This is a genomic window from Lysinibacillus sp. OF-1, from assembly GCF_028356935.1.
Taxonomy (GTDB): domain Bacteria; phylum Bacillota; class Bacilli; order Bacillales_A; family Planococcaceae; genus Lysinibacillus; species Lysinibacillus fusiformis_D.
The window spans coordinates 3,273,167-3,295,579 of sequence record NZ_CP102798.1 but is presented as its reverse complement, the minus strand read 5'-3'; the positions used below and the strand labels follow the sequence as shown (position 1 = coordinate 3,295,579).

Annotated in this window: 30 protein-coding genes and 1 pseudogene; 26 read left to right on the top strand and 5 right to left on the bottom strand. The window is 38.1% G+C overall.

All coding sequences use genetic code 11. The features are described from left to right. The first annotated feature begins 88 nt into the window (after positions 1-88). The 5 genes and pseudogenes from NV349_RS16180 to radC all read left to right on the top strand — a co-directional run. Positions 89-1,369 carry a bifunctional folylpolyglutamate synthase/dihydrofolate synthase gene (locus tag NV349_RS16180; RefSeq protein WP_180957786.1) on the top strand — a complete coding sequence of 427 codons (1,281 nt, stop codon included), beginning with the start codon at positions 89-91 and terminating at the stop codon, positions 1,367-1,369. Beyond that, a complete protein-coding gene (locus tag NV349_RS16175) occupies positions 1,366-2,616 on the top strand; it encodes a bifunctional folylpolyglutamate synthase/dihydrofolate synthase (protein WP_271910596.1) in 1,251 nt (416 codons plus the stop codon). The genes NV349_RS16180 and NV349_RS16175 overlap by 4 nt, the downstream gene beginning before the upstream one ends. 199 nt (positions 2,617-2,815) lie before the next feature. Continuing rightward, positions 2,816-3,460, top strand: a complete 645-nt coding sequence (locus tag NV349_RS16170) for a hypothetical protein (protein ID WP_058844888.1) — start codon at positions 2,816-2,818, stop codon at positions 3,458-3,460. A 98-nt stretch (positions 3,461-3,558) separates the two neighbouring features. Then, positions 3,559-4,152, top strand: a complete 594-nt coding sequence (locus tag NV349_RS16165; RefSeq protein ID WP_036124089.1) for a Maf family protein — start codon at positions 3,559-3,561, stop codon at positions 4,150-4,152. Positions 4,153-4,185: 33 nt separating this feature from the next. Continuing rightward, positions 4,186-4,650: pseudogene (gene radC, locus NV349_RS16160) on the top strand (RadC family protein); the annotation flags it as partial. Positions 4,651-4,728: 78 nt separating this feature from the next. On the opposite strand, the gene NV349_RS16155 reads toward radC, so the two are convergent. Together NV349_RS16155 and NV349_RS16150 are read right to left on the bottom strand one after the other, a co-directional pair. Then, positions 4,729-5,907, bottom strand: a complete 1,179-nt coding sequence (locus tag NV349_RS16155; protein WP_271910594.1) for a tyrosine-type recombinase/integrase — start codon at positions 5,905-5,907, stop codon at positions 4,729-4,731. A 91-nt stretch (positions 5,908-5,998) separates the two neighbouring features. Beyond that, entirely contained in the window at positions 5,999-6,658 is a 660-nt protein-coding gene (locus tag NV349_RS16150; RefSeq protein WP_271910592.1) for a LexA family transcriptional regulator, read from the bottom strand. 120 nt (positions 6,659-6,778) lie between these two features. Here NV349_RS16150 and NV349_RS16145 point away from each other — a divergent pair, with 120 nt between their 5' ends. Then, entirely contained in the window at positions 6,779-7,048 is a 270-nt protein-coding gene (locus NV349_RS16145) for a hypothetical protein (protein WP_271910590.1), read from the top strand. A 28-nt stretch (positions 7,049-7,076) separates the two neighbouring features. Next, positions 7,077-7,214, top strand: coding sequence for a hypothetical protein (locus tag NV349_RS16140; protein WP_271910588.1), 138 nt, complete (start codon positions 7,077-7,079; stop codon positions 7,212-7,214). Here NV349_RS16140 and NV349_RS16135 read toward each other — a convergent pair whose 3' ends face one another. Beyond that, on the bottom strand, positions 7,215-7,391 hold the full coding sequence (locus NV349_RS16135) for a hypothetical protein (protein ID WP_271910586.1): 177 nt from the start codon (positions 7,389-7,391) through the stop codon (positions 7,215-7,217). 141 nt (positions 7,392-7,532) lie between these two features. Here NV349_RS16135 and NV349_RS16130 point away from each other — a divergent pair, with 141 nt between their 5' ends. Beyond that, entirely contained in the window at positions 7,533-7,733 is a 201-nt protein-coding gene (locus tag NV349_RS16130) for a hypothetical protein (RefSeq protein ID WP_271910585.1), read from the top strand. On the opposite strand, the gene NV349_RS16125 is transcribed toward NV349_RS16130, so the two are convergent. After that, complete coding sequence (locus tag NV349_RS16125) at positions 7,720-7,848, bottom strand: hypothetical protein (protein ID WP_271910583.1); 129 nt, start codon at positions 7,846-7,848, stop codon at positions 7,720-7,722. The two genes, NV349_RS16130 and NV349_RS16125, sit on opposite strands and share 14 nt — an antisense overlap. 35 nt (positions 7,849-7,883) lie before the next feature. Continuing rightward, the gene (locus NV349_RS16120) at positions 7,884-8,123 is read right to left on the bottom strand and encodes a DUF1883 domain-containing protein (protein ID WP_271910581.1); all 240 of its coding nucleotides are present in this window, start codon (positions 8,121-8,123) and stop codon (positions 7,884-7,886) included. A 91-nt stretch (positions 8,124-8,214) separates the two neighbouring features. Between NV349_RS16120 and NV349_RS23260 the strand changes: the two genes are divergently transcribed. The 18 genes from NV349_RS23260 to NV349_RS16035 all read left to right on the top strand — a co-directional run bounded on the left by NV349_RS23260 (position 8,215) and on the right by NV349_RS16035 (position 22,285). Continuing rightward, positions 8,215-8,415 (top strand): helix-turn-helix domain-containing protein, encoded by a 201-nt coding sequence (locus tag NV349_RS23260; protein WP_423791710.1) that lies wholly within the window; start codon positions 8,215-8,217, stop codon positions 8,413-8,415. Continuing rightward, a complete protein-coding gene (locus NV349_RS16115) occupies positions 8,400-8,582 on the top strand; it encodes a helix-turn-helix domain-containing protein (protein WP_271910580.1) in 183 nt (60 codons plus the stop codon). The genes NV349_RS23260 and NV349_RS16115 overlap by 16 nt, the downstream gene beginning before the upstream one ends. Positions 8,583-8,617: 35 nt before the next feature. Further along, positions 8,618-8,836 carry a helix-turn-helix domain-containing protein gene (locus NV349_RS16110; protein ID WP_271910578.1) on the top strand — a complete coding sequence of 73 codons (219 nt, stop codon included), beginning with the start codon at positions 8,618-8,620 and terminating at the stop codon, positions 8,834-8,836. An 85-nt stretch (positions 8,837-8,921) separates the two neighbouring features. Further along, positions 8,922-9,182: a DUF6877 family protein gene (locus NV349_RS16105; RefSeq protein ID WP_271910576.1), complete on the top strand. Its 261-nt coding sequence runs from the start codon at positions 8,922-8,924 to the stop codon at positions 9,180-9,182. After that, positions 9,167-9,397 (top strand): hypothetical protein, encoded by a 231-nt coding sequence (locus NV349_RS16100; protein ID WP_058844896.1) that lies wholly within the window; start codon positions 9,167-9,169, stop codon positions 9,395-9,397. The genes NV349_RS16105 and NV349_RS16100 overlap by 16 nt, the downstream gene beginning before the upstream one ends. A gap of 3 nt (positions 9,398-9,400) precedes the next feature. Further along, entirely contained in the window at positions 9,401-10,006 is a 606-nt protein-coding gene (locus NV349_RS16095; RefSeq protein WP_271910574.1) for an HNH endonuclease signature motif containing protein, read from the top strand. After that, entirely contained in the window at positions 10,003-10,260 is a 258-nt protein-coding gene (locus NV349_RS16090; RefSeq protein ID WP_058844898.1) for an AbrB/MazE/SpoVT family DNA-binding domain-containing protein, read from the top strand. The genes NV349_RS16095 and NV349_RS16090 overlap by 4 nt, the downstream gene beginning before the upstream one ends. Positions 10,261-10,481: 221 nt before the next feature. Beyond that, the gene (locus NV349_RS16085) at positions 10,482-10,961 is read left to right on the top strand and encodes a hypothetical protein (protein WP_271910573.1); all 480 of its coding nucleotides are present in this window, start codon (positions 10,482-10,484) and stop codon (positions 10,959-10,961) included. Next, complete coding sequence (locus NV349_RS16080) at positions 10,958-12,139, top strand: DUF2800 domain-containing protein (protein ID WP_271910572.1); 1,182 nt, start codon at positions 10,958-10,960, stop codon at positions 12,137-12,139. Before NV349_RS16085 ends, NV349_RS16080 begins: the two co-directional genes overlap by 4 nt. After that, the gene (locus NV349_RS16075; RefSeq protein WP_271910571.1) at positions 12,132-13,037 is read left to right on the top strand and encodes a DUF2815 family protein; all 906 of its coding nucleotides are present in this window, start codon (positions 12,132-12,134) and stop codon (positions 13,035-13,037) included. The genes NV349_RS16080 and NV349_RS16075 overlap by 8 nt, the downstream gene beginning before the upstream one ends. After that, positions 13,037-15,004, top strand: a complete 1,968-nt coding sequence (locus tag NV349_RS16070; protein ID WP_271913609.1) for a DNA polymerase — start codon at positions 13,037-13,039, stop codon at positions 15,002-15,004. The genes NV349_RS16075 and NV349_RS16070 overlap by 1 nt, the downstream gene beginning before the upstream one ends. 12 nt (positions 15,005-15,016) lie before the next feature. Further along, positions 15,017-15,442: a hypothetical protein gene (locus NV349_RS16065; RefSeq protein ID WP_271910570.1), complete on the top strand. Its 426-nt coding sequence runs from the start codon at positions 15,017-15,019 to the stop codon at positions 15,440-15,442. Positions 15,443-15,460: 18 nt separating this feature from the next. Continuing rightward, on the top strand, positions 15,461-17,875 hold the full coding sequence (locus NV349_RS16060; protein WP_271910569.1) for a virulence-associated E family protein: 2,415 nt from the start codon (positions 15,461-15,463) through the stop codon (positions 17,873-17,875). A 324-nt stretch (positions 17,876-18,199) separates the two neighbouring features. Next, positions 18,200-18,475 (top strand): PDDEXK family nuclease, encoded by a 276-nt coding sequence (locus NV349_RS16055; RefSeq protein ID WP_271910568.1) that lies wholly within the window; start codon positions 18,200-18,202, stop codon positions 18,473-18,475. A 2-nt stretch (positions 18,476-18,477) separates the two neighbouring features. Next, positions 18,478-19,854 carry a DEAD/DEAH box helicase gene (locus NV349_RS16050; RefSeq protein WP_271910566.1) on the top strand — a complete coding sequence of 459 codons (1,377 nt, stop codon included), beginning with the start codon at positions 18,478-18,480 and terminating at the stop codon, positions 19,852-19,854. Positions 19,855-19,866: 12 nt separating this feature from the next. After that, positions 19,867-20,379, top strand: a complete 513-nt coding sequence (locus NV349_RS16045; protein ID WP_271910564.1) for a hypothetical protein — start codon at positions 19,867-19,869, stop codon at positions 20,377-20,379. A 232-nt stretch (positions 20,380-20,611) separates the two neighbouring features. After that, positions 20,612-21,550, top strand: a complete 939-nt coding sequence (locus NV349_RS16040) for a hypothetical protein (protein WP_271910562.1) — start codon at positions 20,612-20,614, stop codon at positions 21,548-21,550. Positions 21,551-21,571: 21 nt separating this feature from the next. After that, positions 21,572-22,285, top strand: coding sequence for a hypothetical protein (locus NV349_RS16035; RefSeq protein WP_271910560.1), 714 nt, complete (start codon positions 21,572-21,574; stop codon positions 22,283-22,285). Positions 22,286-22,413 lie beyond the last annotated feature (128 nt).

Here is a 22,413-nt window from a genome sequence, read left to right as displayed (position 1 = left end):
GTTTTGCTATTTAACGATGTTATTAAACATTACTTGTACTAAAATAAAGGTATTGCAGTAAGAGGGAGTGTTTCTTTTGTTTAACACAATGAACGAATGTACAAAATTTATCTTTACATTAAAAGCAGTTGATCATAAACGTGCACCACTTGTCCTCATGCGAGAAGTACTTGCCCATTTAGGTCATCCGCACAATCAACTACGTGTAATTCATGTGGCAGGTTCAAATGGCAAAGGCTCTACGGTGAATGCCTTAAGAGAAATGCTACAACATGCGGGTTACAAAGTAGGAGCATTTACGTCCCCGCATTTGGAGAGAGTCAATGAACGGATGACTATTAACGGCAAGCAAATCTCGGATGAGCAATTTTTAGCCTATTTCAATCAACTAGCCAAAATTATAGAAGAACAATACAATGGCGATTTTCCCAGCTTTTTTGAGGTAGTCACACTGATTATGTTTCAATATTTTGCCCATCAAGGAGTAGATATAGCGATTATTGAAACAGGGCTTGGAGGACGTTTAGATGCGACCAATGTCGTCACGCCGCTTTTAGCGATTATTACAACGATTTCGCTAGAGCATACTGCATTTTTAGGTGATACATTCGCAAAGGTTGCCAGTGAAAAAGCAGGCATCATCAAAAGAGGCGTACCAGTTGTAGTAGGAGTTAGGAATGAGGAGGCATTAGCTGTTATTAAAGCCACGGCAGAGGAACGACACGCACCATGCTTCGTTTTAGGACAAGATTTTACGGTGACAAATAGTGAGCAAGGCACAGATTATCAGCAATTTACATATAAAAAAGAACAGGTCGTGATGATGGATGTACCTTTAAAAATGGCTGGTCCCCATCAAATTAATAATGCAAGTCTTGCTATTACGGCTCTACTTTTATTACGTGAAGACGGATACCTTTCCTTTGCTGATGATACAATTCGTCAAGGACTACAACGCGCACAGTGGGCTGGCCGTTTCGAGCAATGGCCGAATCATATTGTGCTAGATGGCGCTCATAATTCAGAAGGTACAGCTGCCCTAATCCAAACACTCAAGGATGTCTATCCTAACAACCAATATCGATTCATTTATGCAGCATTGGCTGATAAGGATCATGCCAACAGTATAGAGCTAATGGATGCTGTGGCGATTTCAATTGCTTTTACGCAAATAAACCTGCCCAATGCAATGCCTGCCGAGAGCTTAGCGATGTTATCGACACATGCACATAAAACACATCACGAAGAATGGCTAGAAATTGTTCAAACTGTACTACATGAACGCCATGAAGAGGATATTGTGGTCATTACAGGTTCTTTATACTTTATAGCGGAAGTTCGACAATGGCTAGAGGAGGAAGGACAATGATTCCAAAACTTGATCATTATAAAGAAAAATGGCATGTCAAAAGCGATGATGTGATTAAACCTGGTCTTGAGGCGATTGAAGAGGCCTTGTCCTTAGTAGGAAACCCCGAGCAAACATTGCGTGTTGTCCACTTAGCAGGCACAAATGGTAAAGGATCTACGTTAACGTTTCTGGAGGCAATTGCTCAAGAACATGGCTTACGCGTAGGCAAATTTATGTCTCCATGTATAGTGGATGTCCATGATCAAATTCAAATAGCTGGTCACCCTATAACGGAAGCTGAAATGGATCGAGTTTTTCAACAAATGCAACAGGCAGAGCTTAGTGAAAAACTAACGGATTTTGAATTACTAACTGTAGCTGCATTTTTACATTTTGTGAATGAGCACGTGGATATCGCGCTTATTGAAGCAGGTATGGGTGGGTTACTGGATAGCACGAATGTGGTAACACCGATTGTCTCCATTATCCCAAGCATCGCGTTAGAACATACAAAATTTTTAGGAGATACGCTTGCCCATATTGCCCGTCACAAAGCAGGCATTATTAAACGATCTCGCCCTGTCATTATAGGTGATTTACCAGATGAAGCTAAGCGTATTGTTGATGATGAAGCCGCTCGGAAAAATGCCAATGTTCTAGCATTAGGTCAACATTTTACTGTCAAATCAACAGCTGATGGAGAATGCTATACCAATGTAGTGCAACAGTTTCAAATAGCAAAACTAACTCGGTCTATGAAGGGAACACATCAAGCGAATAATATGGCACTTGCCATTACAGCATTTTTTGAAGTGGCATCTGTATTAGATGTATCTACGAGTGAAGTAGCTATACGTCAGGCAGTGCAAAGGGCTACTATTTTAGGACGTTTTGAAGAAATAATGCCCTGTGTTATTTTAGATGGTGCTCATAATCCAGCAAGTGCGGAAAAATTAGTGGAAACGATTCAATGTGAGTTTCCAAATGAGCGCATAACATTTGTTATCGGTATATTAGCAAATAAAGACGTACAGCAGATTCTCCGCCTTTTTGAGCAGGTCAGCGATAATTTTTATTTTGTTGATTTTGACAATCCGCGAGCGATGACTGCGCAACAAATGCTAACCCTTTCCAATGCAGCATCCAAAGCTGTCCTTGTGGATTATGTACCTTTTTTACAGGCGCAGTCACTAAGTCAGCAAAGAACAATCGTATCTGGCTCATTGTATTTACTAACAGCGGTACGTAATAGATTAAAAGAATAAACCGACTAGGACTCTTGAGAGGGAGTCCTAGTTTTTTTATAGCTAGAGACCATGTTTTCCTTTCAACAGTTCTGTAGCAAATCACAATTAACTCGCATTTACACTTCGTAATCTACATATACTTATATCATATTGAGTCATCGAATTTTTGCAACGCTACTAGTTGGATAGATCGGTGGAAGGGTGAGGTGATAGATGCATGAAAATTGTAAGTCATGTGATAAAAAAACAAATATTTCGAGCAATGATTATTGGTGGATTTGTTGGTTTATTAGGTGTGGCGATTTTTTTAGGCGTGTTACAGGCCAGTACACAGTTACCGTTAAAGATAAATGGTAGTGAAGTAGCAAATAATCAATCAAAAACAGAGACGATTCCAACTGCCGGTGAGACAACCAATACATCTAATGCCCCTATGTTTTTTGCCAGTCAAGCAGGTGTGTATTCGAATTATGAGAGTGCCAGTTCTTTTGTTGCGGAATACCCAGCATTAAAAGAGAGTGCGATTGTTCAGGTTGATGGAAAATTCTATGTATGGACAAGCATGGTAACAGAAGAAAGTCAGCTAGAATTTTTACAGGAACCCGCAACCTTTAAAAAAGCATTTACTGTCAGTGGCGCAAGCTGTAAGGAACCAACACTTGCAGAACTGCCAACAGCCTTAGCAGACAAAAAAGCTACAAAATTAAATTTTAAAGAAAATGGAAAGGACTCTACATTACCAGAGGATTGGCAATCAATTGGAGCGGCTGCCTCTACTATTTCCAACGATGTTAACATTATTCGACTGCATGTTTTTGCGCATTATCAATCTAAAAATACATGTCTTCAGGTGAAGTTTTAAGCATAAAAGATCGCGAAAGTATCATTATCTTGATTTTTTGAAAATTTTCAAATCGTCTATTCTTCGTTATCATAAGGATAAGGAGGAATGGTCAGATCATGTTGAAAACAAATTATAAGCTTGTCCTTGCTTCTGCGTCACCAAGGAGAAAGGAATTACTGGGCATGTTAGCACTTCCGTTTGAAGTAATGACTAGTGAAGTGGAGGAAACAAGTGTACAAGCCAATACTATGCAGGATTATGTAAAGGGAGTGGCTTTATTAAAGACGCGTGATGTAGCCAGAAAAGCACCTAATGCCACGATTATTGGTGCAGATACAATCGTGGTTTACAAGGATGAGCTACTACATAAACCAAAAACACGTGAGGAAGCTATTTCACATTTACAGCGATTGTCAGACAACAAGCATGTTGTTATGACAGCGGTAGCAATTATCGAACCAAATGGAAAAGAAACGATTTTTGTAGAGGAAACTACAGTTATTTTTCATCATTTATCACAAGAGTTAATTGAAGCCTATGTAGATTCTGGAGATCCATTTGATAAAGCTGGTGGTTATGGTATTCAGACAGTAGGCACACTATTAGTTAAACGAATTGAAGGAGATTATAACAATGTTGTAGGTCTACCACTTGCAGCTTTGTTTTCGCAATTGGTAGCACGACAAATTATCCAATTTGCGAAGGAGTGAGTATTTTTGCTGGAAGAGGTTTTACCAAGTTTGATGATACGTGATGTCCATATGGAGGATCGTCCTCGTGAACGGCTGTTACGGCAAGGGGCTGAAAGTCTATCCAATCAAGAGCTGCTCGCCATTTTATTGAGAACAGGGACGAAGGAAGAATCTGTACTTGCTCTTGCAAATAGAGTATTAAATGTGTTTGAACGTTTACATCATTTGAAGCATGCAACCATCGAAGAAATGGTGGCTATTAAAGGAATCGGTGAGGTGAAAGCCATTCAATTACTCGCAGCCATTGAACTTGGTAGACGATTGGCTCAAAAACAAAATATTGAGAAATTTACGATACGTTCTCCGCAAGATGCAGCAGCCTACTTAATGCCTGATATGACGTCGCTTAACCAAGAGCATTTTGTTGTTCTTTTTCTGAATATCAAGAATCAAATTATTCATAAACAGACCATTTTTATAGGTAGTTTAAACGCCTCGATCGTTCATCCCAGGGAAGAGAAGTCTTATATTTACTGGTATAAAAGGCTTTAGATACTAGGAAATATAAAATGAGTGACCAAAAAGTGACCAACGTTATAAAATATCGTCAAACTTTGAAAGCTCTTTTAACTTGAAATCTTTTGTTAAATGACTGTATGTTTGAATTGTTTGTCTAACATCGGTGTGTCCTAACTGTTCTTGAATTACTTTAATATTTGAGTTTTTGGCCACCATAAAAGAAGCGAAAGAGTGCCGCAATCCGTGGAAATTTATATAATCAAGATTGTGCCTTTTCAATAACTTTACCCATTCATTTGTGATACTGTTTATATGATTCGGGTATCCGTATGGATTGGTATATAGTAAATCAAGAGGTTCTCCATTTTCGTCAATTGCTGGTTCCCATGCATCGCCGCATAACTCTTTTTGTTTCCTATGTTCTTTCATATATTCTTTTATCTCCTCCATAAATTTATCTGGAACTATAACAGTTCTTGCTAATCCATTTTTAGGAGGGCCAAGTAAAAACTTTTTATGTTCATGGTCATAATGTAATTGTGCATCGATTAAAATAGTATTATTATTAAAATTAACAGAGTGGTGGCGTATACCTAAGATTTCAGACCGTCTTAGTCCTAATACTGCTGCCATTTTTATTGCTATTCTTTGTTTCGGTTGCACTCCTTCAAGTACTTTGAATAAAATCAAAAGTTCCTCTTCATTGTAATAACTCTTTTCTCGATGTCGCTTATCAACATTTGGTTCTTTTATTTCTTCCATGGGATCATTCTCTTTAGAGATAAACTTCCATGTTATAGCCTTCGTAAATATACTTTTCAGGATCAGATACTTGCCTTTCAAGTTTTTTCGTCCTGAATCTTTCTCATAAGCAAAAAATTCCTCGATATCAATCGGTTTAATCTTGCTTAATTTCATACCTTTGAAAAATGGAATGATGTAATTTGTTAGTGTGCTATTGTAAGTTTGATAGGTTCTTAATCTTAAATTCTTTTTCACATGCAACTTCATCCATTTTTCCAATACAAAAGCTTCAAATGAAAGTTCCTCGTTTTTGGTTACCTTATTAGATGTTGCCACCTCAAGTTCAAATTCCTTTATAGCCTTTTTAATCGCTCTATCAGATAGACTCTTCATACGTACAGTTTTTGTAAAACGAATGCGCCGTCCTCTATCATCATAGCCTTCTTCCACGGTAATTTTTATTCGTGGTTCACCTTTTTTAGTAGGGTTTAAAATTTCATAACTTGCCATATAAATTCCCCTTTATTCAGTATTAAGAAAAGAGCTAGACGAATGAGCCTGCTCTTTCTTGATTTTAATGCTTAAACGTTTAAGTATTAATTTATAAATCTTGTGTATAACGTACTGCTTTTCCAATAACTCTTACCGGATTGTTTTCGTCCACTAAAATCGGATCATGTTTAGGATTATCAGGCATGAGGAAGATGGCGTTTCCTTGCTTCTTAATACGCTTCAACGTTATTTCCGTATCACCGTTCACTAACACAGCTGCTATCTGTCCATATTCTATTTCTGGTTGTTCTCGTATTAATACGTATGAGCCGTCTGGAACTGTTGGTTCCATACTGTTGCCTTTCGCTTTTAAGTAGAATAGATTCCCACTTGGTAACGTTTCCTCAGGTTCATACCTATACCCATCATGATTTTCAATTGCTGTGATGGGGTCTCCGCAAGCGATGTTACCTAAGATTGGTATTTCCACAAAGTTAGGCTGGACCGGGATAAGGTTTGTTGGTAAGTTTTTAATATTTGCACCAGATATATCTCTAATATATAAAGGGGCATTCTTATCAAAAAACACTGCTGGATTAATTCCATGGACTTCCATCATTTTTGAGATTACAGACTTAGGTAATTCTCTTCGACCTTGCACATAATTATTAAAAGCTGCCTTTTTAAGTCCGATGGTTTCCCCGAATCTTTCTTGCTCCATCCCACTTTTTGAGATAATATCTTTTAAAACTTTTGATATATCAACCAATGTTTCACCTCCCTTCAACACATAATATACTATACAGTACACATTTTGTAAATTAAATTAATGTTTTTTGTTGACAGTACACGAAATGTGTACTATGATGTTGAACAAGGAGGTGAGATTGTGAAAAAAGAAGTTACATTTCCAAAATTGCGCGGAGTGCTTGCTGCTAATGGTATGACCATAAAAGAATTAGCATTTCTTATGAGAGAAAGAGGTGTATTTTTAACTGCATCTGCTTTAGGAAATAAAATTAACGGTGTAAGAGAATTTAAAAAAAATGAAATGCAAATAATAGCAGAAATTTTAGGTGAAAATCCTGTTATTCTTTTTTTTGATATAGAGTACACGAATTGTGTACTGGGGGAAAACGAACTATCTTGCACAGTTTAAATAAAAGGAAATAAAGGAGGTGAAAATAATGGGAAACTCTTTAGTGCTTTATCCAACAGAAACTTTCGAGAATTACAAGAAAGTCGTCAACTTTTTAATTGAAAGTGGAATTGACGAGGAACAAGTAGCAATTATCGCTAAAATGCTCCTCGCCCATTATGTGTGATTATTTCAGAACTTTCATACCTGATCCGTTTAACTTGTTGTGATCATCTGCAACTTTAACAGCAGTTTGATAAAGTTCTAAAGCCTTTTTAGCAATTTCTTCTGGTGTATTTCCCGCCACAGGATTTCCAGATACTACTGCTAAAGCAAAATCTTTTTTATCAATGTGTTTTGACACGTTTATCACCGCCTATCAATTTAAGATAGGAACATTATACCAAATATTTAAAGCGCTGAGCTGGTAGCCAATGAACTAGCATAATCAGACTTATAGCTGATGTGACGGTAGCAACGTTAGAAAATGAAAAGGAGAAAACAAATGAAAGTCAAGCGCCTAGCACTTGTTAATGGTGACGAATATGAAAATGTCGAATTAGTAATAGAAATACCAATTGAGATAGAAAGTATAGTGCCTGGGCATTTCATTGGTGTGAAGACCAAGCAATATACAATCTACCTTCAAAAAGAGTTTATTGCATCACTGCAACTAGAGAAGAACTTGAGAGCTATTTCTTCTTAGCTTGAGCAAGAGCAGAAGCCGCAACCGATTTAGAAGTAGCGCTATAACGGTTATCTTTTAATATCTTGCTAGCTTTTGAAGCAACACTTTTAGATGTTTGCTTTTTATTAGCCATATTTCACACCACCTTTCTAGGAAAAAAGCATTTGATTAGAAGAACTCATAACGGTATCTACCACCGCCACGGACGATTAAAAAATATCTACCCATGCCTTTGACGTTGATTTTTACAGGTGTCTTGTTGTAATGACCGCCATAATACTCAAAACGTTGTCCTGATTGATACTTTCTAAAATTATTTTGGTCTACTAAAAATACATCAGCAGCATGTTGAAGTTCTACCACCACGCCTAGTTGACCAGCGCTGTCAGCATAAGGGATTCTAGTCATATAATCACATCCTTAGATTAATATAACTGTAATTTAACACAATATATTGTGGTGGTCAAATGATTGGAGGTACTATATATTGAATTTTTGTGTGAGAGAGATAAGAGAATATCGCAAGTTATCAAGATATCGACTTGCAAAACTATCAGGGGTTAATGAATCTACTCTTCAAATGATAGAAAACAGTGATAATCCTAACCCTACTTTTCGAGTGATGTGTAAGATTGCAGATGCCCTAGAAGTAAGTTTGGATGATTTAAGAAAAGAGGCTAAGGTATGTCAGAAGAGTTAGGTGCTCTAGTACGTTCAGAATTATTCAAACGCAAGATGAGCCAAAAAGATTTAGCAAAAATGCTTGGTATTTCTAGTGTCTATCTATCAGACATTATTCGTGGTAATAAAACGGGTCCAAAAGCACAAGAGCATATCAGACACATTCGTAAAATTTTAGAAATTTAATACATTTCATTAGTTATTAGAGAGGAAGTGAAAGTATGACTGAGAAGATTAGGGCAGTAAGAACAGTAGATAAATTAATGCAGTATTTAACTGAACATAATTGCCCTATTGGAAAATCAACTCTTTTAAATTTAATTCACAGTGGTGAAATACCTCATGTAAAACTCACTTCACATATATGGATATTTCATTTAGATGCTATTGACCAATGGTTGCAAGGGGAGTGGAAAAAGGAAGGGTGTGAAACCAAATGAACACAACCAACCTACAATGGCTAGCAATGTCGGGTGAGGATAAGCAGGCTGAGTTGAATAAGCGAGTGAAAAGGAGGTCATTAAGGTGAATCCAGTGAACATTAAATCAGTTCCAGTTGCATTGGTTGGTGAAGCATTAACATGCAACGTTAGCCCGCTGTATGAATTACACCAAATCGCCTATGAGTTACCTTTAAACGTTTTATCAGATGTGAAACAGCGTATAGGCGATTGGCTTGCCAGCGGTGGCAAAGAAACAGATCCATACATTAAGCAACAAGTGGCCTATGCCAAAAATGTTTACCAAGCCCTGAAAGGCGGTGGGATTAATTGCGGAACACATTAGGAGATTTAAACAACCATTTATTTGCACAGCTTGAACGCTTAAATGATGAAGATTTAAAAGGTGATCAGCTAGTAGAAGAAATTAATCGTGCGAAGGCTGTTACAGATGTAGCTAACCAAATCATTGCTAACGGTTCATTAGTTTTAAAGGCTCAAACTGTATATGATGATCATCTTAACGCAGATGCCAAAAAACCGAAGCTATTGGAGGGGTAAAACGTGCATTGGTGGTCGAAAGAAGAGCTTGAATATTTAAGGGAACATTATGTTTCACATTCAAAGAAACAATTACTTGAAATGTTCAATACTCATTTTAATTTAGCTATTTCAATGGGACAACTCACGGGAGCATTAAGTCGCTATCAGATTCTTAGCGGAAGAACTGGATGTTTTAAAAAGGGTCATGTTCCAGCTAATAAAGGGTTGAAGGGCGTTACAACAGGTGGCATTGAAACTCAATTTAAAAAGGGCCATCAGCCGAAAAACTATAAGCCTGTGGGTACTGAGCGAGTTGATCGAGACGGTTATGTACTAATTAAAGTTTCGGACAAAGGTGCTTGGCATGAACGTTGGCGCCATAAACACAAAGTCATTTGGGAAGAAGGGAATGGGCCAATACCGAAAGGCAGTGTCCTGATTTTTCTTGATAGAGATAAGCAAAATATTACTTTAGAGAATTTACAATTGATTACTCAAGCCCAGTTGGCAAGAATGAACCAAAATAAATTATTCTATCAAAATCCAGAGCTAACTAAGACTGGTGTCGTAATTGCAAATATTTATGCAAAAATGGGAGCTCTAAATCGAAAGGGGAAAGCAAAATGAAATCAACAGGTATTGTTCGCAAAGTAGACGAGTTAGGTCGTGTGGTTTTACCAAAAGAATTACGCCGCACATTAGGTATTGAGGAAAAGGATCCAGTAGAAATCTACATTGATGGTGACAAAATCATATTAAAAAAATATCTGCCAAATGCTGAAAAAGAGGATGTAATTTCATCTTTAGAAAAAATGGCGGCTGGTGCAAAAAATCCAAATGTTATTGATGTTATTGATCGCGCTATTAAATTAATTCGGTAGGTGAAAAGAATGAATGATTGTCTTTTAGAAGTCTTGGGAGATTACTTTGTAAAACATGATCTGGTCAATAAAGGATGGGAGTTTCATGAATTTGTTGCCGAATGGCAACGAGGAACCATCGTGTTGGACCAAAAATAAAAGCCCATTACCGCAGCAACGGTATTAGGCTCAAAGGTAATACACCAATATCAACATTATAACATGAAAAGAGGTAATAACATATGAATTTTACATTAACTATCCAAGCACCTGGTCTTGAAAAGGCCCTAAATAACTTAGCTTCTGCACTACAAGGGAATAACCTTGTAAATAGTGCATCTGTGGTTAGCGAACCTCAAACGATGCCTCAACAACAGGTAATGCCTGAACAAATTCAACAGCCTGCAGCTGTTCCAACTTCTATGCCGCCGGTACAGCAACCAATGCAACAGGTTCCACATCAGCAACAACAACCTTTGGCTCAAACAGCTCAACCTGTACAGCAACAACAGCCAATGCCTCAACAACCTGTACCAACAACTCAAACAGCGTATTCGATGGATCAATTGGCTGTAGCTGCAACTCAACTTATGGACGCAGGAAAACGAGATCAATTAATGCAACTGTTAGCTTCATTTGGTGTACAAGCTTTAACGGCTTTACCGCAAGAACAGTATGGCGCTTTTGCAACAAAATTACGTGAGTTAGGTGCAAACATATGACAACAGCAATTAAGCACGCTGAGAGGGCGCACGCGTTACTCTCAGCCTCCGCATCGTCTCGTTGGTTGAATTGTACGCCTAGCGTTCGTTTGGAAGAACAGTTTCCGGAATCAACTTCTACTTATGCAGAAGAAGGAACGCTTGCCCATGAAATTGCCGAACTAAAGCTTCGAAAATATTATACCGAGCCTATGAGTCAACGTACTTTTAACACTCGCTTGAACAAGATGAAAAAACATGAATTGTACCAGGAAGAAATGTTAAAGCATACAGACACATACTTGGAATACCTGCAGGGCCTAACAATTGGCATGAAATCAACGCCATATGTAGCAGTAGAAAAAAGGATTGATTATAGCGCCTATGCACCGGAGGGCTTTGGTACGGTTGACTGCTTAATTATTAGTAGTGACACGCTTTATGTAACTGATTTTAAATACGGCAAGGGTGTTTCAGTGAGTGCCGAAAACAATCCTCAAATGAAGCTTTACGCGTTAGGTGCTTTGATTGAATATAGCTTTTTGTATCCAATTAAGTCTATTAAATTGGCAATTATTCAACCCCGTTTAAATAGTATTTCAGAGTTTGACCTTACAGCTGATGAATTGCTTGCATGGGGCGAAGAAATAAAACCGACTGCTCAACAGGCTTTTGAAGGTACAGGAGAATTTGTACCAGGTGAACACTGCAAATTCTGCAGGGCTAAAGCACAATGCCGAGCAAGAGCAGACCAATACAGCGCCCTGGGCGATTTTAAACAGATGAAACCGCCATTGTTGAGTAATGATGAAGTTGGCCACATCTTAGAAAAGGCACAGCATATTGAATCCTGGGTCAAAGCTTTAAAAGACTATGCGCTAACGGAAAGTTTAAAAGGTACAGAAATAGCAGGATGGAAAGCTGTTGCTGGCCGAGGTTCAAGATCCTTTACAGATTTAGACTCAGCATTTGCTTACTTGAAAGACAATGGCATTGATGAAGCATTGCTTTATGATCGTGTTCCATTAACTGTTTCACAAATTGAGAAAATCTTAAAAACTGAACAATTTAGAAGTTTGCTAGAAGAACCTGGTTTTGTTCAAAAGTCTGCAGGTAAACCAACACTTGCGCCAATAGGTGATAAACGAAAGCAGATCCTCAATGCCCCAGATGCTTCGGAGGATTTTGCTAATGGGTGAAATTGCAGATTACCATGTTGAACAGTTTACCTCTGGTAGATGGGGCATGAACACAAATGAAAATAAAAGGAGAAATGAAATTATGACAAATCAAAATCCAACTCGTGTTGTTACAGGTGAAGTTCGTTTAAGCTACGTGAATTTATTACGTCCTCGTGAAAATCAATATGGAGGCGAACCAAAATTCAGTACGACGATTCTTGTTCCGAAATCTGATTTCGCTACTAAACAAAGTATTGATGCCGCAATTGAAGCTGCAAAACAAATCGGGAAATCAAAAGTTTGGAACGGTGTAATTCCTCCTATGGTAGCTATTCCAGTTTACGACGGTGACGGAGTAAAACCTTCAGATGGAATGCCGTTTGGTGAAGAATGCAAAGGTCACTGGGTATTTTCTGCATCATCAAAAGTAGATCAACCACCTAAGATTGTGGACCTTAATTACAATCCGATTATCGACCCTACAGAGGTGTATAGTGGAATGTATGCTCGGATTGCTGTTAACTTTGCGCCTTATGCTCAAGCAGGAAAAAAAGGTATTGGTTGCTACCTAAGTACGAATGTACAAAAGACTCGTGACGGAGAGCCGTTAGGGGCGTCAGCACCAGCTGCTCAAAATGATTTCGGCCCAAGTGTTGGTGGACAGGCACCTTATGTTGATCCAGCGCAATTACCTTTTAACCAACATCAATATGGTCAACAGCAACAACCGATGCCGCAACAGGGATATGGCCAGCAACCACAATATCAACAACAGCCGCCAATGCAACAAGGGTATGGTCAACAGCAACCAATGCCGCAACAAGGATATGGCCAACAACAGCAACAACCTGCACCTCAGCAACAGCAATTTGATCCAATCACTGGCGCACCAATCGGTGGCGTTTATGGACTATGATTCAAACATTAAATATCGACATTGAGACGTTTAGTAGCGTTGATATTAAAAAGGCGGGATTGTACAAATATGTGCAATCCCCAGATTTTCAAATACTGCTTTTTGCGTACTCAGTGAACAGTCAACCTTCTCAGATTATTGACTTAGCGCAGGGAGAAACGATTCCGCAAAACATTATTCAAGCTTTAGCAGATCCTTATGTGACAAAGAACGCCTATAATGCAGCCTTTGAATGGTACTCATTAAGTAAGTTCTTTAAAACGCCTTTAGAACAATGGCGCTGTACGATGTTTCACGGCTTGTATTGTGGGTTTACATCCGGTCTTGGGCCAACAGCTGTCGCGCTGGGATTACCGCAAGATAAAAGGAAAATGACTGCAGGTACGGCCTTGATTAAACTGTTTTGCACACCGACAAAGCCAAACAAGAAAAACGGAGGACGTACTCGCACGTTACCACATCACGAGCCAGAAAAATGGTTGCTTTTTAAGGATTATTGCTTGCAGGACGTTGAAGTTGAGAAAGAAATTGCGAGGCGGCTATATCGTTTTCCAGTACCGCAAGCCGAACAGCAACTTTGGGAGTTAGATCAACGAATAAACTTGCGAGGTGTAAAGATCGACCAAGAGCTAGTAAATGGCGCTTTGTATGTTGATGATTTAACAACCTCGGCATTAACAATTGAAGCTTCAAATATTACAAAATTATCGAATCCTAATAGTACACAGCAGTTAACTGAATGGCTTGAAAGTAAAGGAATCCAAGTTGAAAACCTTCAAAAAGAAACAGTTTCTAATTTAGTGAATGAAACTACTGGTGAAGTAAAACGAGTATTGGAAATACGACTAGAGCTTTCCAAAACAAGTGTTAAAAAGTATCAAGCAATGGTAGAAGCTTTGGGGGAAGATGGTCGAGTAAGAGGGCTGTTACAACACTATGGAGCCAACCGGACAGGAAGATGGGCCGGGCGATTAGTGCAGGTGCAAAACCTACCTCGAAATTACCTGGATACTTTGGGACTTGCTAGAGATCTTGTAAGTGCTAAGAAGGTTGAAACACTTAAACTCATTTATGGCAATGTGCCTGATACGCTTTCTCAACTTGTTCGTACAGCTTTTATTCCAAGTAAGGGTAATACCTTATTAATTTCAGATTTTAGCGCTATTGAGGCGCGCGTTATTGCCTGGTTAGCAGGTGAGCAATGGCGTTTGGATGTTTTCAATACGCATGGCAAAATTTACGAGGCCTCAGCTTCACAGATGTTTGGCGTTCCACTTGAACTGATTAAAAAAGGAAATCCGGAACATGAGTTACGACAAAAAGGGAAAGTGGCCGAGCTTGCTTTAGGGTATCAAGGGGGATCCGGTGCGCTTATACAAATGGGTGCCTTAAATAACGGTTTATCAGAAGACGAGTTACCGGACATTGTAAGGCGCTGGCGGTCTTCAAACAAAAGAATCGTAGATTTGTGGTACTCATTAGAAAATGCTGCTCTTGCAGTATTACGAACAGGGCAACCGGTGGGCGTGAAAGGCTTACTATTTGCCAGGGAAAGTGATATTCAAAACGGATTAGATTTCTTAACTGTCTTACTACCAAGTGGCCGCAAATTGTACTATGCAAAGCCTTTTCTTGCTGAAAATGATTTTGGTAAAGAAGCTATCCATTATTGGGGCATGGATCAAACAACTAAGAAATGGAGTAAGGTTTCCACTTATGGTGGCAAATTAACCGAGAACATTGTTCAGGCCATTGCACGCGATTGCTTGGCTGAAACATTAAAACGTTTAGAAATATCAGGCTATGAAACCGTAATGCACATTCATGATGAGGTTGTGCTTGATGTACCGGTGCATTTAGCTGATTTAGACAAAGTAGCAGCCATTATGGGCCATCCTATAGCATGGGCGCCCGGATTACCGTTAAATGCCGATGGATTTATTTCGGCTTACTATATGAAAGATTAGGAGGGTGAAAGTATGTCCTATGAAGATCATTTTAATTCTATCGTTAAAAAATTACGATCAGAGGCACAAAGCATTAAAGGGAAATTAAGAGCGCAAAACATTGACCGTGATAAAAAATGGAGGTTAGAAAATCAATTGGTCAATCTTCAAAATACAATTTCACAGTTTGACACCAAGAAAGTACAACCTCGAAAACTTTCAAATGGATCTGTGGTAAACGTGTTTATTCTTGATGCTTTCTTGAAGAAATTAAAACAGTTTGACCACGAGTTAGTTGAAACAAGCGATGGGCTAGAATTGCGCTATTGGTCTAAAAAACATCCGGAGCAGTCAAAAGGGAAGATGACTTTTTATGCCCTGGATCGATACTTACTCTTTGAAATTCCTCTCTTAGAAGAAACTTATAGAGTGGTAAAGCTTGAAAGGGCCCTGGCATAAGGAAGGATGAATGCTGCTATGCAAAATAACAGGCAAATAACAATATCGGCAGCTGGCAGCAGGAAAGCGACTGTATGGCCTGCTCAAAAATTATATTGGTCTGAATTAGTTGAACGGTTACGTACACCAATTAGAGGCACCGAAACACTTGAAGAATATCTGAAAATGGCTAAGTCACAACAGGACGAACTTAAAGATGTTGGGGGTTTTGTTGCAGGTGAATTATTAAATAACAGACGTAAAGCCACTAATGTATTAAGCCGCGACATTTTAACACTTGATTTGGACAATATTCCTTCTAGCGGTACGCAAGATGTGCTAAGAAGGTTAGAAGGTTTAGGGTGCGCTTATGTAACGTATAGCACACGTAAACACCATGAGAGCAAGCCACGTTTACGCGTGCTTGTTCCATTTAGTAGAACTGTTACAGCTGATGAATACGAGCCTTTAGCACGTAAAATAGCATCAATTATTGGGATTTCTTTTGCGGATCCTACAACGTTTGAAGCTTCAAGGCTGATGTATTGGCCGAGTTGTTCAGCTGATAGCCAATACGTATTTCAGTTTGGGGATAAGCCGTTTTTAGACGCTGATGGTGTGCTTGCTATGTACGGTGACTGGCGCAACATTCAGGAATGGCCAGAAGTACCAGGGGCAGGGCAAACGCATGTCCGTTTAGCAGCCAAACAAGGGAATCCATTAGAAAAGCGCGGTGTAATCGGTGCCTTTTGTCGTCAATACGATATTCACGCAGCCATTGAGGCATTTTTACCCGGTGTCTATACACCAACAGATGATGGCAGTGGACGTTATACATTTATTGAAGGATCAACCGTTGGTGGTGCTGTTATTTATGAAGATGGGCTATTCCTTTACTCGCACCATGCAACGGATCCGTGTAGTGGGAAACTAGTAAATGCTTTTGATTTAGTGCGCTTGCATAAATACAGCGAATTAGATGATGGAGCAAAGGCAGATACGCCAGTAAATAAATTACCTTCTTTCGTGCAAATGAGTTCATTCGCTTTAAATGACGCCGGTGTTGCGGCCATTATGAACCAGGAACGCTATGAACGTGCAGTTGCAGACTTTGGCCAACCGCAGAATGCAGCAACGACAGAGGATGAAGTGAGTTGGATTCACAAATTAAAATTAAATCCTGCAAATGGTCAACCACAGCGAACGAGTGAAAATGTGCTAATTACTTTAGAAGGAGATACAAATTTACGTGGCCGGATCAGGCTTGATGAATTTGCAAATGCAATTGTCGGTTTTGCACCGATGCCCTGGGCGCCCCGCGATCAGGAACAAGGTTCATTTCAATGGGGTGAAAACGATGATTTCGGCCTAGCAATCTATTTGGAAAAAGTGTTAGGTTTTCAGTCTAGAGACAAGATTAAACCGGCTTTAAATCAGTGTGCTGCACGTAACCGGTTTAATCCTGTTACAGAATACTTAAACAATGTTACCTGGGATGGCGTGAAACGATTAGAGGCACTATTTATTGAATATCTTGGTGCAGCTGATACGCCTTATGTGCGTGCTGTTACACGTAAATCATTTGTTGCTGCAGTATCAAGGGCAATGGTTCCAGGTTGTAAATATGACACAATGCCAGTATTAACAGGGGCGCAAGGATTAGGGAAAACTACCTTAATTCAAATAATGGGGAAAGCTTGGTTCAGTAACAGCATTGAAACGTTTGAGGGGAAAGAGGCTGCAGAGTTACTACAAGGTACTTGGATTGTAGAAGTGGGTGAAATGAGTGCCTACAATCGATCAGATTTAACAACCATTAAAGGTTTCCTGAGTCGAACATTTGACCATTACCGGGCAGCTTATGCAGCTAAAACAGAAAAGCACCCTCGAAGCTGTGTTTTCTTTGGTACGAGTAATAGAAGTGATTATTTACGAGATTCAACCGGTGGTCGAAGATTTTGGCCAATTGATGTTGGCGTGCAGAAGAATTTAAAAAGCGTGTTCCAGCATTTAAGTAGTGAAGTGGACCAGTTATGGGCTGAGGCCGTGATGTATTGGCGGCTGGGCGAGTCGCTGATATTAACTGGCGACTTGTTAGAAGAGGCGCAACGTCAACAGGAAAGCCATTCAGAACAGGATCCACGTGAAAGTCTTATTCGTGAATTTGTAGAACGTAAAGTGCCTTTAGATTGGCAGAAAAAAGATGTTAGTGAACGAAAATTGTATTGGTCAAGTGAGTTTGGCAAGTCTGATATTCAATTAGTAGAACGTGATCGGATTTGCGCAGTTGAGATATGGGTTGAGTGTTTGCAAGGCGAGATTCGCAACATGAAGCGTACAGATTCAATATCGATAAATGATGTAATCGGAAAAATAGAAGGTTGGGAAAAGCGTTCTAATCCTTTTAGATTCGGCCCTTATGGATTAGTAAAAGGTGGATATGTTAAAGGTTGAATGGTCGATTTTTGTATACTTTCCATCTTAAACATGCGTATACTTTGGCTATTTTGTATACTTACCTAAAATTTGTGAAATGTATACCTGTATACTTTGGAATTGTTAGAAAGTATACAGCAAAGTATACGTAAAAACCATTGATGAATAAGCATTTATTAGTATTAGTATACCTTGTATACCTTAAATATAACTATATTCAATATTAGGCATATTAGGTGGATTAGGCGTATATACGTTATGCCTAAATAGCCTAATTATATATATAGGTGAAAATAGCAAAAGAAAGTAAACAAGGTAGACAAAGAATTGGAGGCTAATATTTTGAGAGAAAGAGATATAGAAACACATTTACGAAATGAGATAAAGAAAATCGGTGGCAAGGCTTATAAATGGGAATCACCAGGCAATGCTGGTGTACCGGATAGGATTATCTTTTTACCAAATGGCCGAGTGCATTTAGTAGAGTTGAAAGCGTCAGGTAAAAAGCCAACGGCCTTACAATTAGCACAGCATCGAAAATTAGCACTGCTTGGCCAACAAGTTTATGTATTAGACAGCAAGGAAGCTGTAAACGGATTTATTCAGGATGTGATGTAAGCATGACAAAGTTTGTGCCGCATAGCTACCAAAAGTATTGCATTAATAGAGTGCTAAATACGCCAGCACTTGGATTGCTTCTTGATATGGGATTAGGCAAAACTGTAATCACTTTAACAGCTATTAACGATTTAAAGTATAACCGTTTTGCCATACACAAGGTATTAGTCATTGCACCAAAGAAGGTTGCTGAAAGTACTTGGTCAAAAGAAGCGTCTAAGTGGGACCATTTGCAGCTGCTACGAATTTCAACAGTTTTAGGATCTGCAACAAAACGGATGCGAGCTTTAAATACACCTGCAGATATTTATATTATTAACCGTGAAAATATTCCGTGGTTAGTAGATTACTATAGGCAAGCTTGGCCATTCGACATGGTGGTGGTAGACGAGTTTTCAAGCTTTAAAAACCATAACGCTAAACGTTTTAAAGCTTTGAAGAATGTAAGGCCACACATTCAACGTATAGTCGGTCTGACAGGTACGCCAGCACCAAACGGCATGTTAGATATATGGGCACAAATTTATTTACTGGATGGTGGCCAACGCTTAGGGAAAAATATCACAGGTTTCAGAGAAAGATATTTTGAACCGGATCAACGTACAAGAGATCGAGTATTTTCATACGCACCTAAAGCCGGTGGAGAGGATGCGATACAAAATTTAATAGGCGATATATGCGTTTCCATGAAAGCTGAGGATTATCTTGAATTGCCGGACATTACATATAACACAATTCCGGTAATGCTGGATAGCAAAGCACAAAAGGCGTATGAGAAGTTAGAGAAGGAAATGTTACTAGAAATCGATGAATCAACAATAGATGCAGGATCGGCAGCTGTTTTGACTAATAAACTACTACAACTTTGTAACGGAGCTGTTTATGATGAAGATCGAAAAATTGTTGACGTTCATGAATGTAAAATTGAAGCCTTTAACGAGTTAATCGAAGGACTAAACGGTAAACCGGCACTTGTCTTTTATAACTTTCAACATGACAAGGACCGGATCCTGAAAGCACTTAGCAAAACCGGTTTAAAAGTAAGAGAGTTGAAGACGCCACAAGATGAGACAGATTGGAACAATCGCCAAATTGATATTTTGTTGGCACATCCTGCTTCTGCAGCGTATGGCCTTAACTTACAACAGGGAGGGAATCATGTTGTATGGTTCGGCCTAAATTGGAGCCTGGAATTGTATCAGCAAGCCAATAAACGTTTACACCGACAAGGGCAAACAGAAAAAGTAATCATTCACCACTTAACTGTTTCAGGAGGCGTGGACGAGGATGTTATTTCTGCACTTTTAGATAAATCGAGTACACAAGATCATCTAATGAATGCCCTTAAAGCAAGGATAGAGAAAGTTAAAGCAGAATAAAGAGGTGAGGCAATGAAACAAGCTAAATTAATCGAAGAGGTAACACAAATCGCAACCTTAAAAGCTATCGAAGTGTTTAATGCCCAGAAGGAAGAAGAGCTGGAACGTGAAAAGGATAAACGGTTGCATAACACCAAGTTGTTACTGAAACATTATACGAACTTCCAAATATATGTCGAAGAAGAAATCGTGAACGATATGATAAATGATGAAGAGGATATACCGATTCACCAGTTAGTATTGAACGAAAGGGACATTGTTTCTTCTATCCGCATGTCAAAAGGTCGAACAATTGAGATGTTAAACCATTTAGACAACGCACTTGAAACTATGAAACAAATTTGCGAACAAGATGGCAGCAAGCATTACGACATCTTACAAAAAAGATTCATTGACGGCGAGTCGATTTCTAAGCTGGCAGAGGAATATGAGATTAACGAAAGATCGGTTTATAAACTGATTGATGCTGCTGCATCTCGACTTTCTGTCCTTCTTTTTGGCATCTATGGTCTAAAAATTGAGTAAGGGCAATTTTGGGACATTCACGAGGGCAATATGACCGTGTTAATATGATAGTATCGACAATTTATGAAAAGCACTGATCTCCCCTTGGTCAGTGCTTTTTTTAGCTTACAGTTTACTATACAATTACAATATGTTAGAATGGGAACATAAGTTCTGTGGTGCATTTGGTTGATTCCTTTGGAATATCTAGTATAATTTTGTATAAAATTGTCGATAATCAGGGGGACTAAGCATGACAACAGAAACTAAACAAGCATTTATAGCAAATTTTAACTGCACCTTTGGAAAAAACAATGAACCTATGTTAAATCATTTTTTTGATGTGATTCTTCCAGCATTCAGCCAAGAGATACAAGGTAAACCCAAGTCATTCTTTTTTGAAAATGTGAAATTAACAAATGTTAAAGGGGAATATGCACTAGCGGGATTAATCGTTAAAAGAACGGTTTTGGAGATTAAATCTCAATACATTAATGGAGAGCTAGTTAAAACTGATGAAAGTTATCCCTCAGCACCATATTCTTATTTTGTAATTAATTTACAAAACCACAGAATGGTTCTAGTTAAAAACCAAAAAGGAAGCCCTACCCTAGCGAATTTTTCAAGTTTAGCAAGAGATGTTTTGAAAAGCTTCATTAGTGTAAAAAACACGAACTTACCGGAGGAAGAAAAGATTCCACAGGTTCTCCTTAATGTAGTAGCAATTCCGTTCCAAGGAGCGATATTAGAGGAATTAAAGAAGGTAAAAAAAATAAAAAATGTTACATTAAGATTTTATCCGTTAAATGGGGATATTATGGATAATGAAACAGTAGAGCATTTAACAACAGCACTCAAAAGTTTAGGAAGTAAAACAGGTGCGGTTAGTTTCAATACGCCAACAGAAAAGGAAAATGTAGCGAAAGTGATTGAAGACACAAAAGGTTTAATGAAACCGACAATTAAGGTAGAATATAAAAATGGAACATCTGGAACATTAAAGGACGGATCTTTTACAGAAGTAATGAATATACAAGTAGAAGAAACAGAATCGTTTGGTAAAAACATAGATACCATTACAGGTAAAGTAATAAACAAACCTGAATTCAATGAATTAAGTGAAGAAAACAAGACTATATATAATAGAGTCTATGGAAAGTTAGAGGAGTATTATAAAAAACTTTTTAAATAAAAATAGATAAAGGTGGTATTAATGAATAACAAGGACAAATTAATTAATAATACCTTGAGTTTATTGGAATTAAAAAAGCTAGGATCTACTGCACTTTACAAAAAAAGCGTAAAAGCTAATTTTAAGTTATCTTACAAAAGGATTTTTTTCCTTATCTTTTTGTTTGTTTTATGCTTTTATATTTTATATACTCTTGCTTTTAAAGAAACAGCAGCTTTAACGATTATTTCAGATTTAACAGTAAATTTTAATGCTGTGATGATACCTATTTTTGCAGTACTAATAACGGGTTATGCAATATTTCAAGCGTTAACTAATGAAAATACAATTAACACGATGCTAACTGTAGTAAGTGAACGGGAAAACGTATCGAAATTTGCCTCCTATAATTTGTACTTTTTTGGAGTTATATGCACATATTTGATTTTAATTATAGGTAATTTTATTATATTAATTATTTTTAAATATTTGCCACCAGATTGGGAAAGTCAATTATTCACTACTAAAATAAATGAAATTATTGCGGCAGTATTGATAAGTATATATGTGATTATACTTGTGAATTTTATAATAGAAGTAAAAAGTTATGTATATAATTTATTTCAAGTATTTGTTACAAATGCCACTACTTCAGCGATTGCAAAAATTGAAAGTTCAAAAGAAAGTATTTCGACAGAAAATAATAATGATAGAAAAAATATACGGCCAAAGAGAAGAAGAAAAAGAAACCGATAGGTGTTATTAAGTCACGTTTTTTTTGTAGTGAACCCCAAACTTTAGATTTTTGCTCTAACTTTTGGGGGTTCAGTGCAATTTAGCGTGGCTTTTTATTATTTTGTAAAAGCAACTAGCATAATGGGGTG

What these genes read in the sequence shown, in the direction of transcription:
- NV349_RS16125 (WP_271910583.1), bottom strand. Translation starts at nt 7,848, where the DNA reads ATGGCTAATAAAAAGCAAACATCTAAAAGTGTTGCTTCAAAAGCTAGC.
- NV349_RS16035 (WP_271910560.1), top strand. Translation starts at nt 21,572, where the DNA reads ATGAATAACAAGGACAAATTAATTAATAATACCTTGAGTTTATTGGAA.
- NV349_RS16175 (WP_271910596.1), top strand. Translation starts at nt 1,366, where the DNA reads ATGATTCCAAAACTTGATCATTATAAAGAAAAATGGCATGTCAAAAGC.
- NV349_RS16120 (WP_271910581.1), bottom strand. Translation starts at nt 8,123, where the DNA reads ATGACTAGAATCCCTTATGCTGACAGCGCTGGTCAACTAGGCGTGGTG.
- NV349_RS16045 (WP_271910564.1), top strand. Translation starts at nt 19,867, where the DNA reads ATGAAACAAGCTAAATTAATCGAAGAGGTAACACAAATCGCAACCTTA.
- NV349_RS16050 (WP_271910566.1), top strand. Translation starts at nt 18,478, where the DNA reads ATGACAAAGTTTGTGCCGCATAGCTACCAAAAGTATTGCATTAATAGA.
- NV349_RS16180 (WP_180957786.1), top strand. Translation starts at nt 89, where the DNA reads ATGAACGAATGTACAAAATTTATCTTTACATTAAAAGCAGTTGATCAT.
- NV349_RS16165 (WP_036124089.1), top strand. Translation starts at nt 3,559, where the DNA reads ATGTTGAAAACAAATTATAAGCTTGTCCTTGCTTCTGCGTCACCAAGG.
- NV349_RS16085 (WP_271910573.1), top strand. Translation starts at nt 10,482, where the DNA reads ATGAATTTTACATTAACTATCCAAGCACCTGGTCTTGAAAAGGCCCTA.
- NV349_RS16060 (WP_271910569.1), top strand. Translation starts at nt 15,461, where the DNA reads ATGCAAAATAACAGGCAAATAACAATATCGGCAGCTGGCAGCAGGAAA.
- NV349_RS16040 (WP_271910562.1), top strand. Translation starts at nt 20,612, where the DNA reads ATGACAACAGAAACTAAACAAGCATTTATAGCAAATTTTAACTGCACC.
- NV349_RS16110 (WP_271910578.1), top strand. Translation starts at nt 8,618, where the DNA reads ATGACTGAGAAGATTAGGGCAGTAAGAACAGTAGATAAATTAATGCAG.
- NV349_RS16090 (WP_058844898.1), top strand. Translation starts at nt 10,003, where the DNA reads ATGAAATCAACAGGTATTGTTCGCAAAGTAGACGAGTTAGGTCGTGTG.
- NV349_RS16065 (WP_271910570.1), top strand. Translation starts at nt 15,017, where the DNA reads ATGTCCTATGAAGATCATTTTAATTCTATCGTTAAAAAATTACGATCA.
- NV349_RS16155 (WP_271910594.1), bottom strand. Translation starts at nt 5,907, where the DNA reads ATGGCAAGTTATGAAATTTTAAACCCTACTAAAAAAGGTGAACCACGA.
- NV349_RS16080 (WP_271910572.1), top strand. Translation starts at nt 10,958, where the DNA reads ATGACAACAGCAATTAAGCACGCTGAGAGGGCGCACGCGTTACTCTCA.
- NV349_RS16140 (WP_271910588.1), top strand. Translation starts at nt 7,077, where the DNA reads ATGGGAAACTCTTTAGTGCTTTATCCAACAGAAACTTTCGAGAATTAC.
- NV349_RS16075 (WP_271910571.1), top strand. Translation starts at nt 12,132, where the DNA reads ATGGGTGAAATTGCAGATTACCATGTTGAACAGTTTACCTCTGGTAGA.
- NV349_RS16130 (WP_271910585.1), top strand. Translation starts at nt 7,533, where the DNA reads ATGAAAGTCAAGCGCCTAGCACTTGTTAATGGTGACGAATATGAAAAT.
- NV349_RS16115 (WP_271910580.1), top strand. Translation starts at nt 8,400, where the DNA reads ATGTCAGAAGAGTTAGGTGCTCTAGTACGTTCAGAATTATTCAAACGC.
- NV349_RS16170 (WP_058844888.1), top strand. Translation starts at nt 2,816, where the DNA reads ATGAAAATTGTAAGTCATGTGATAAAAAAACAAATATTTCGAGCAATG.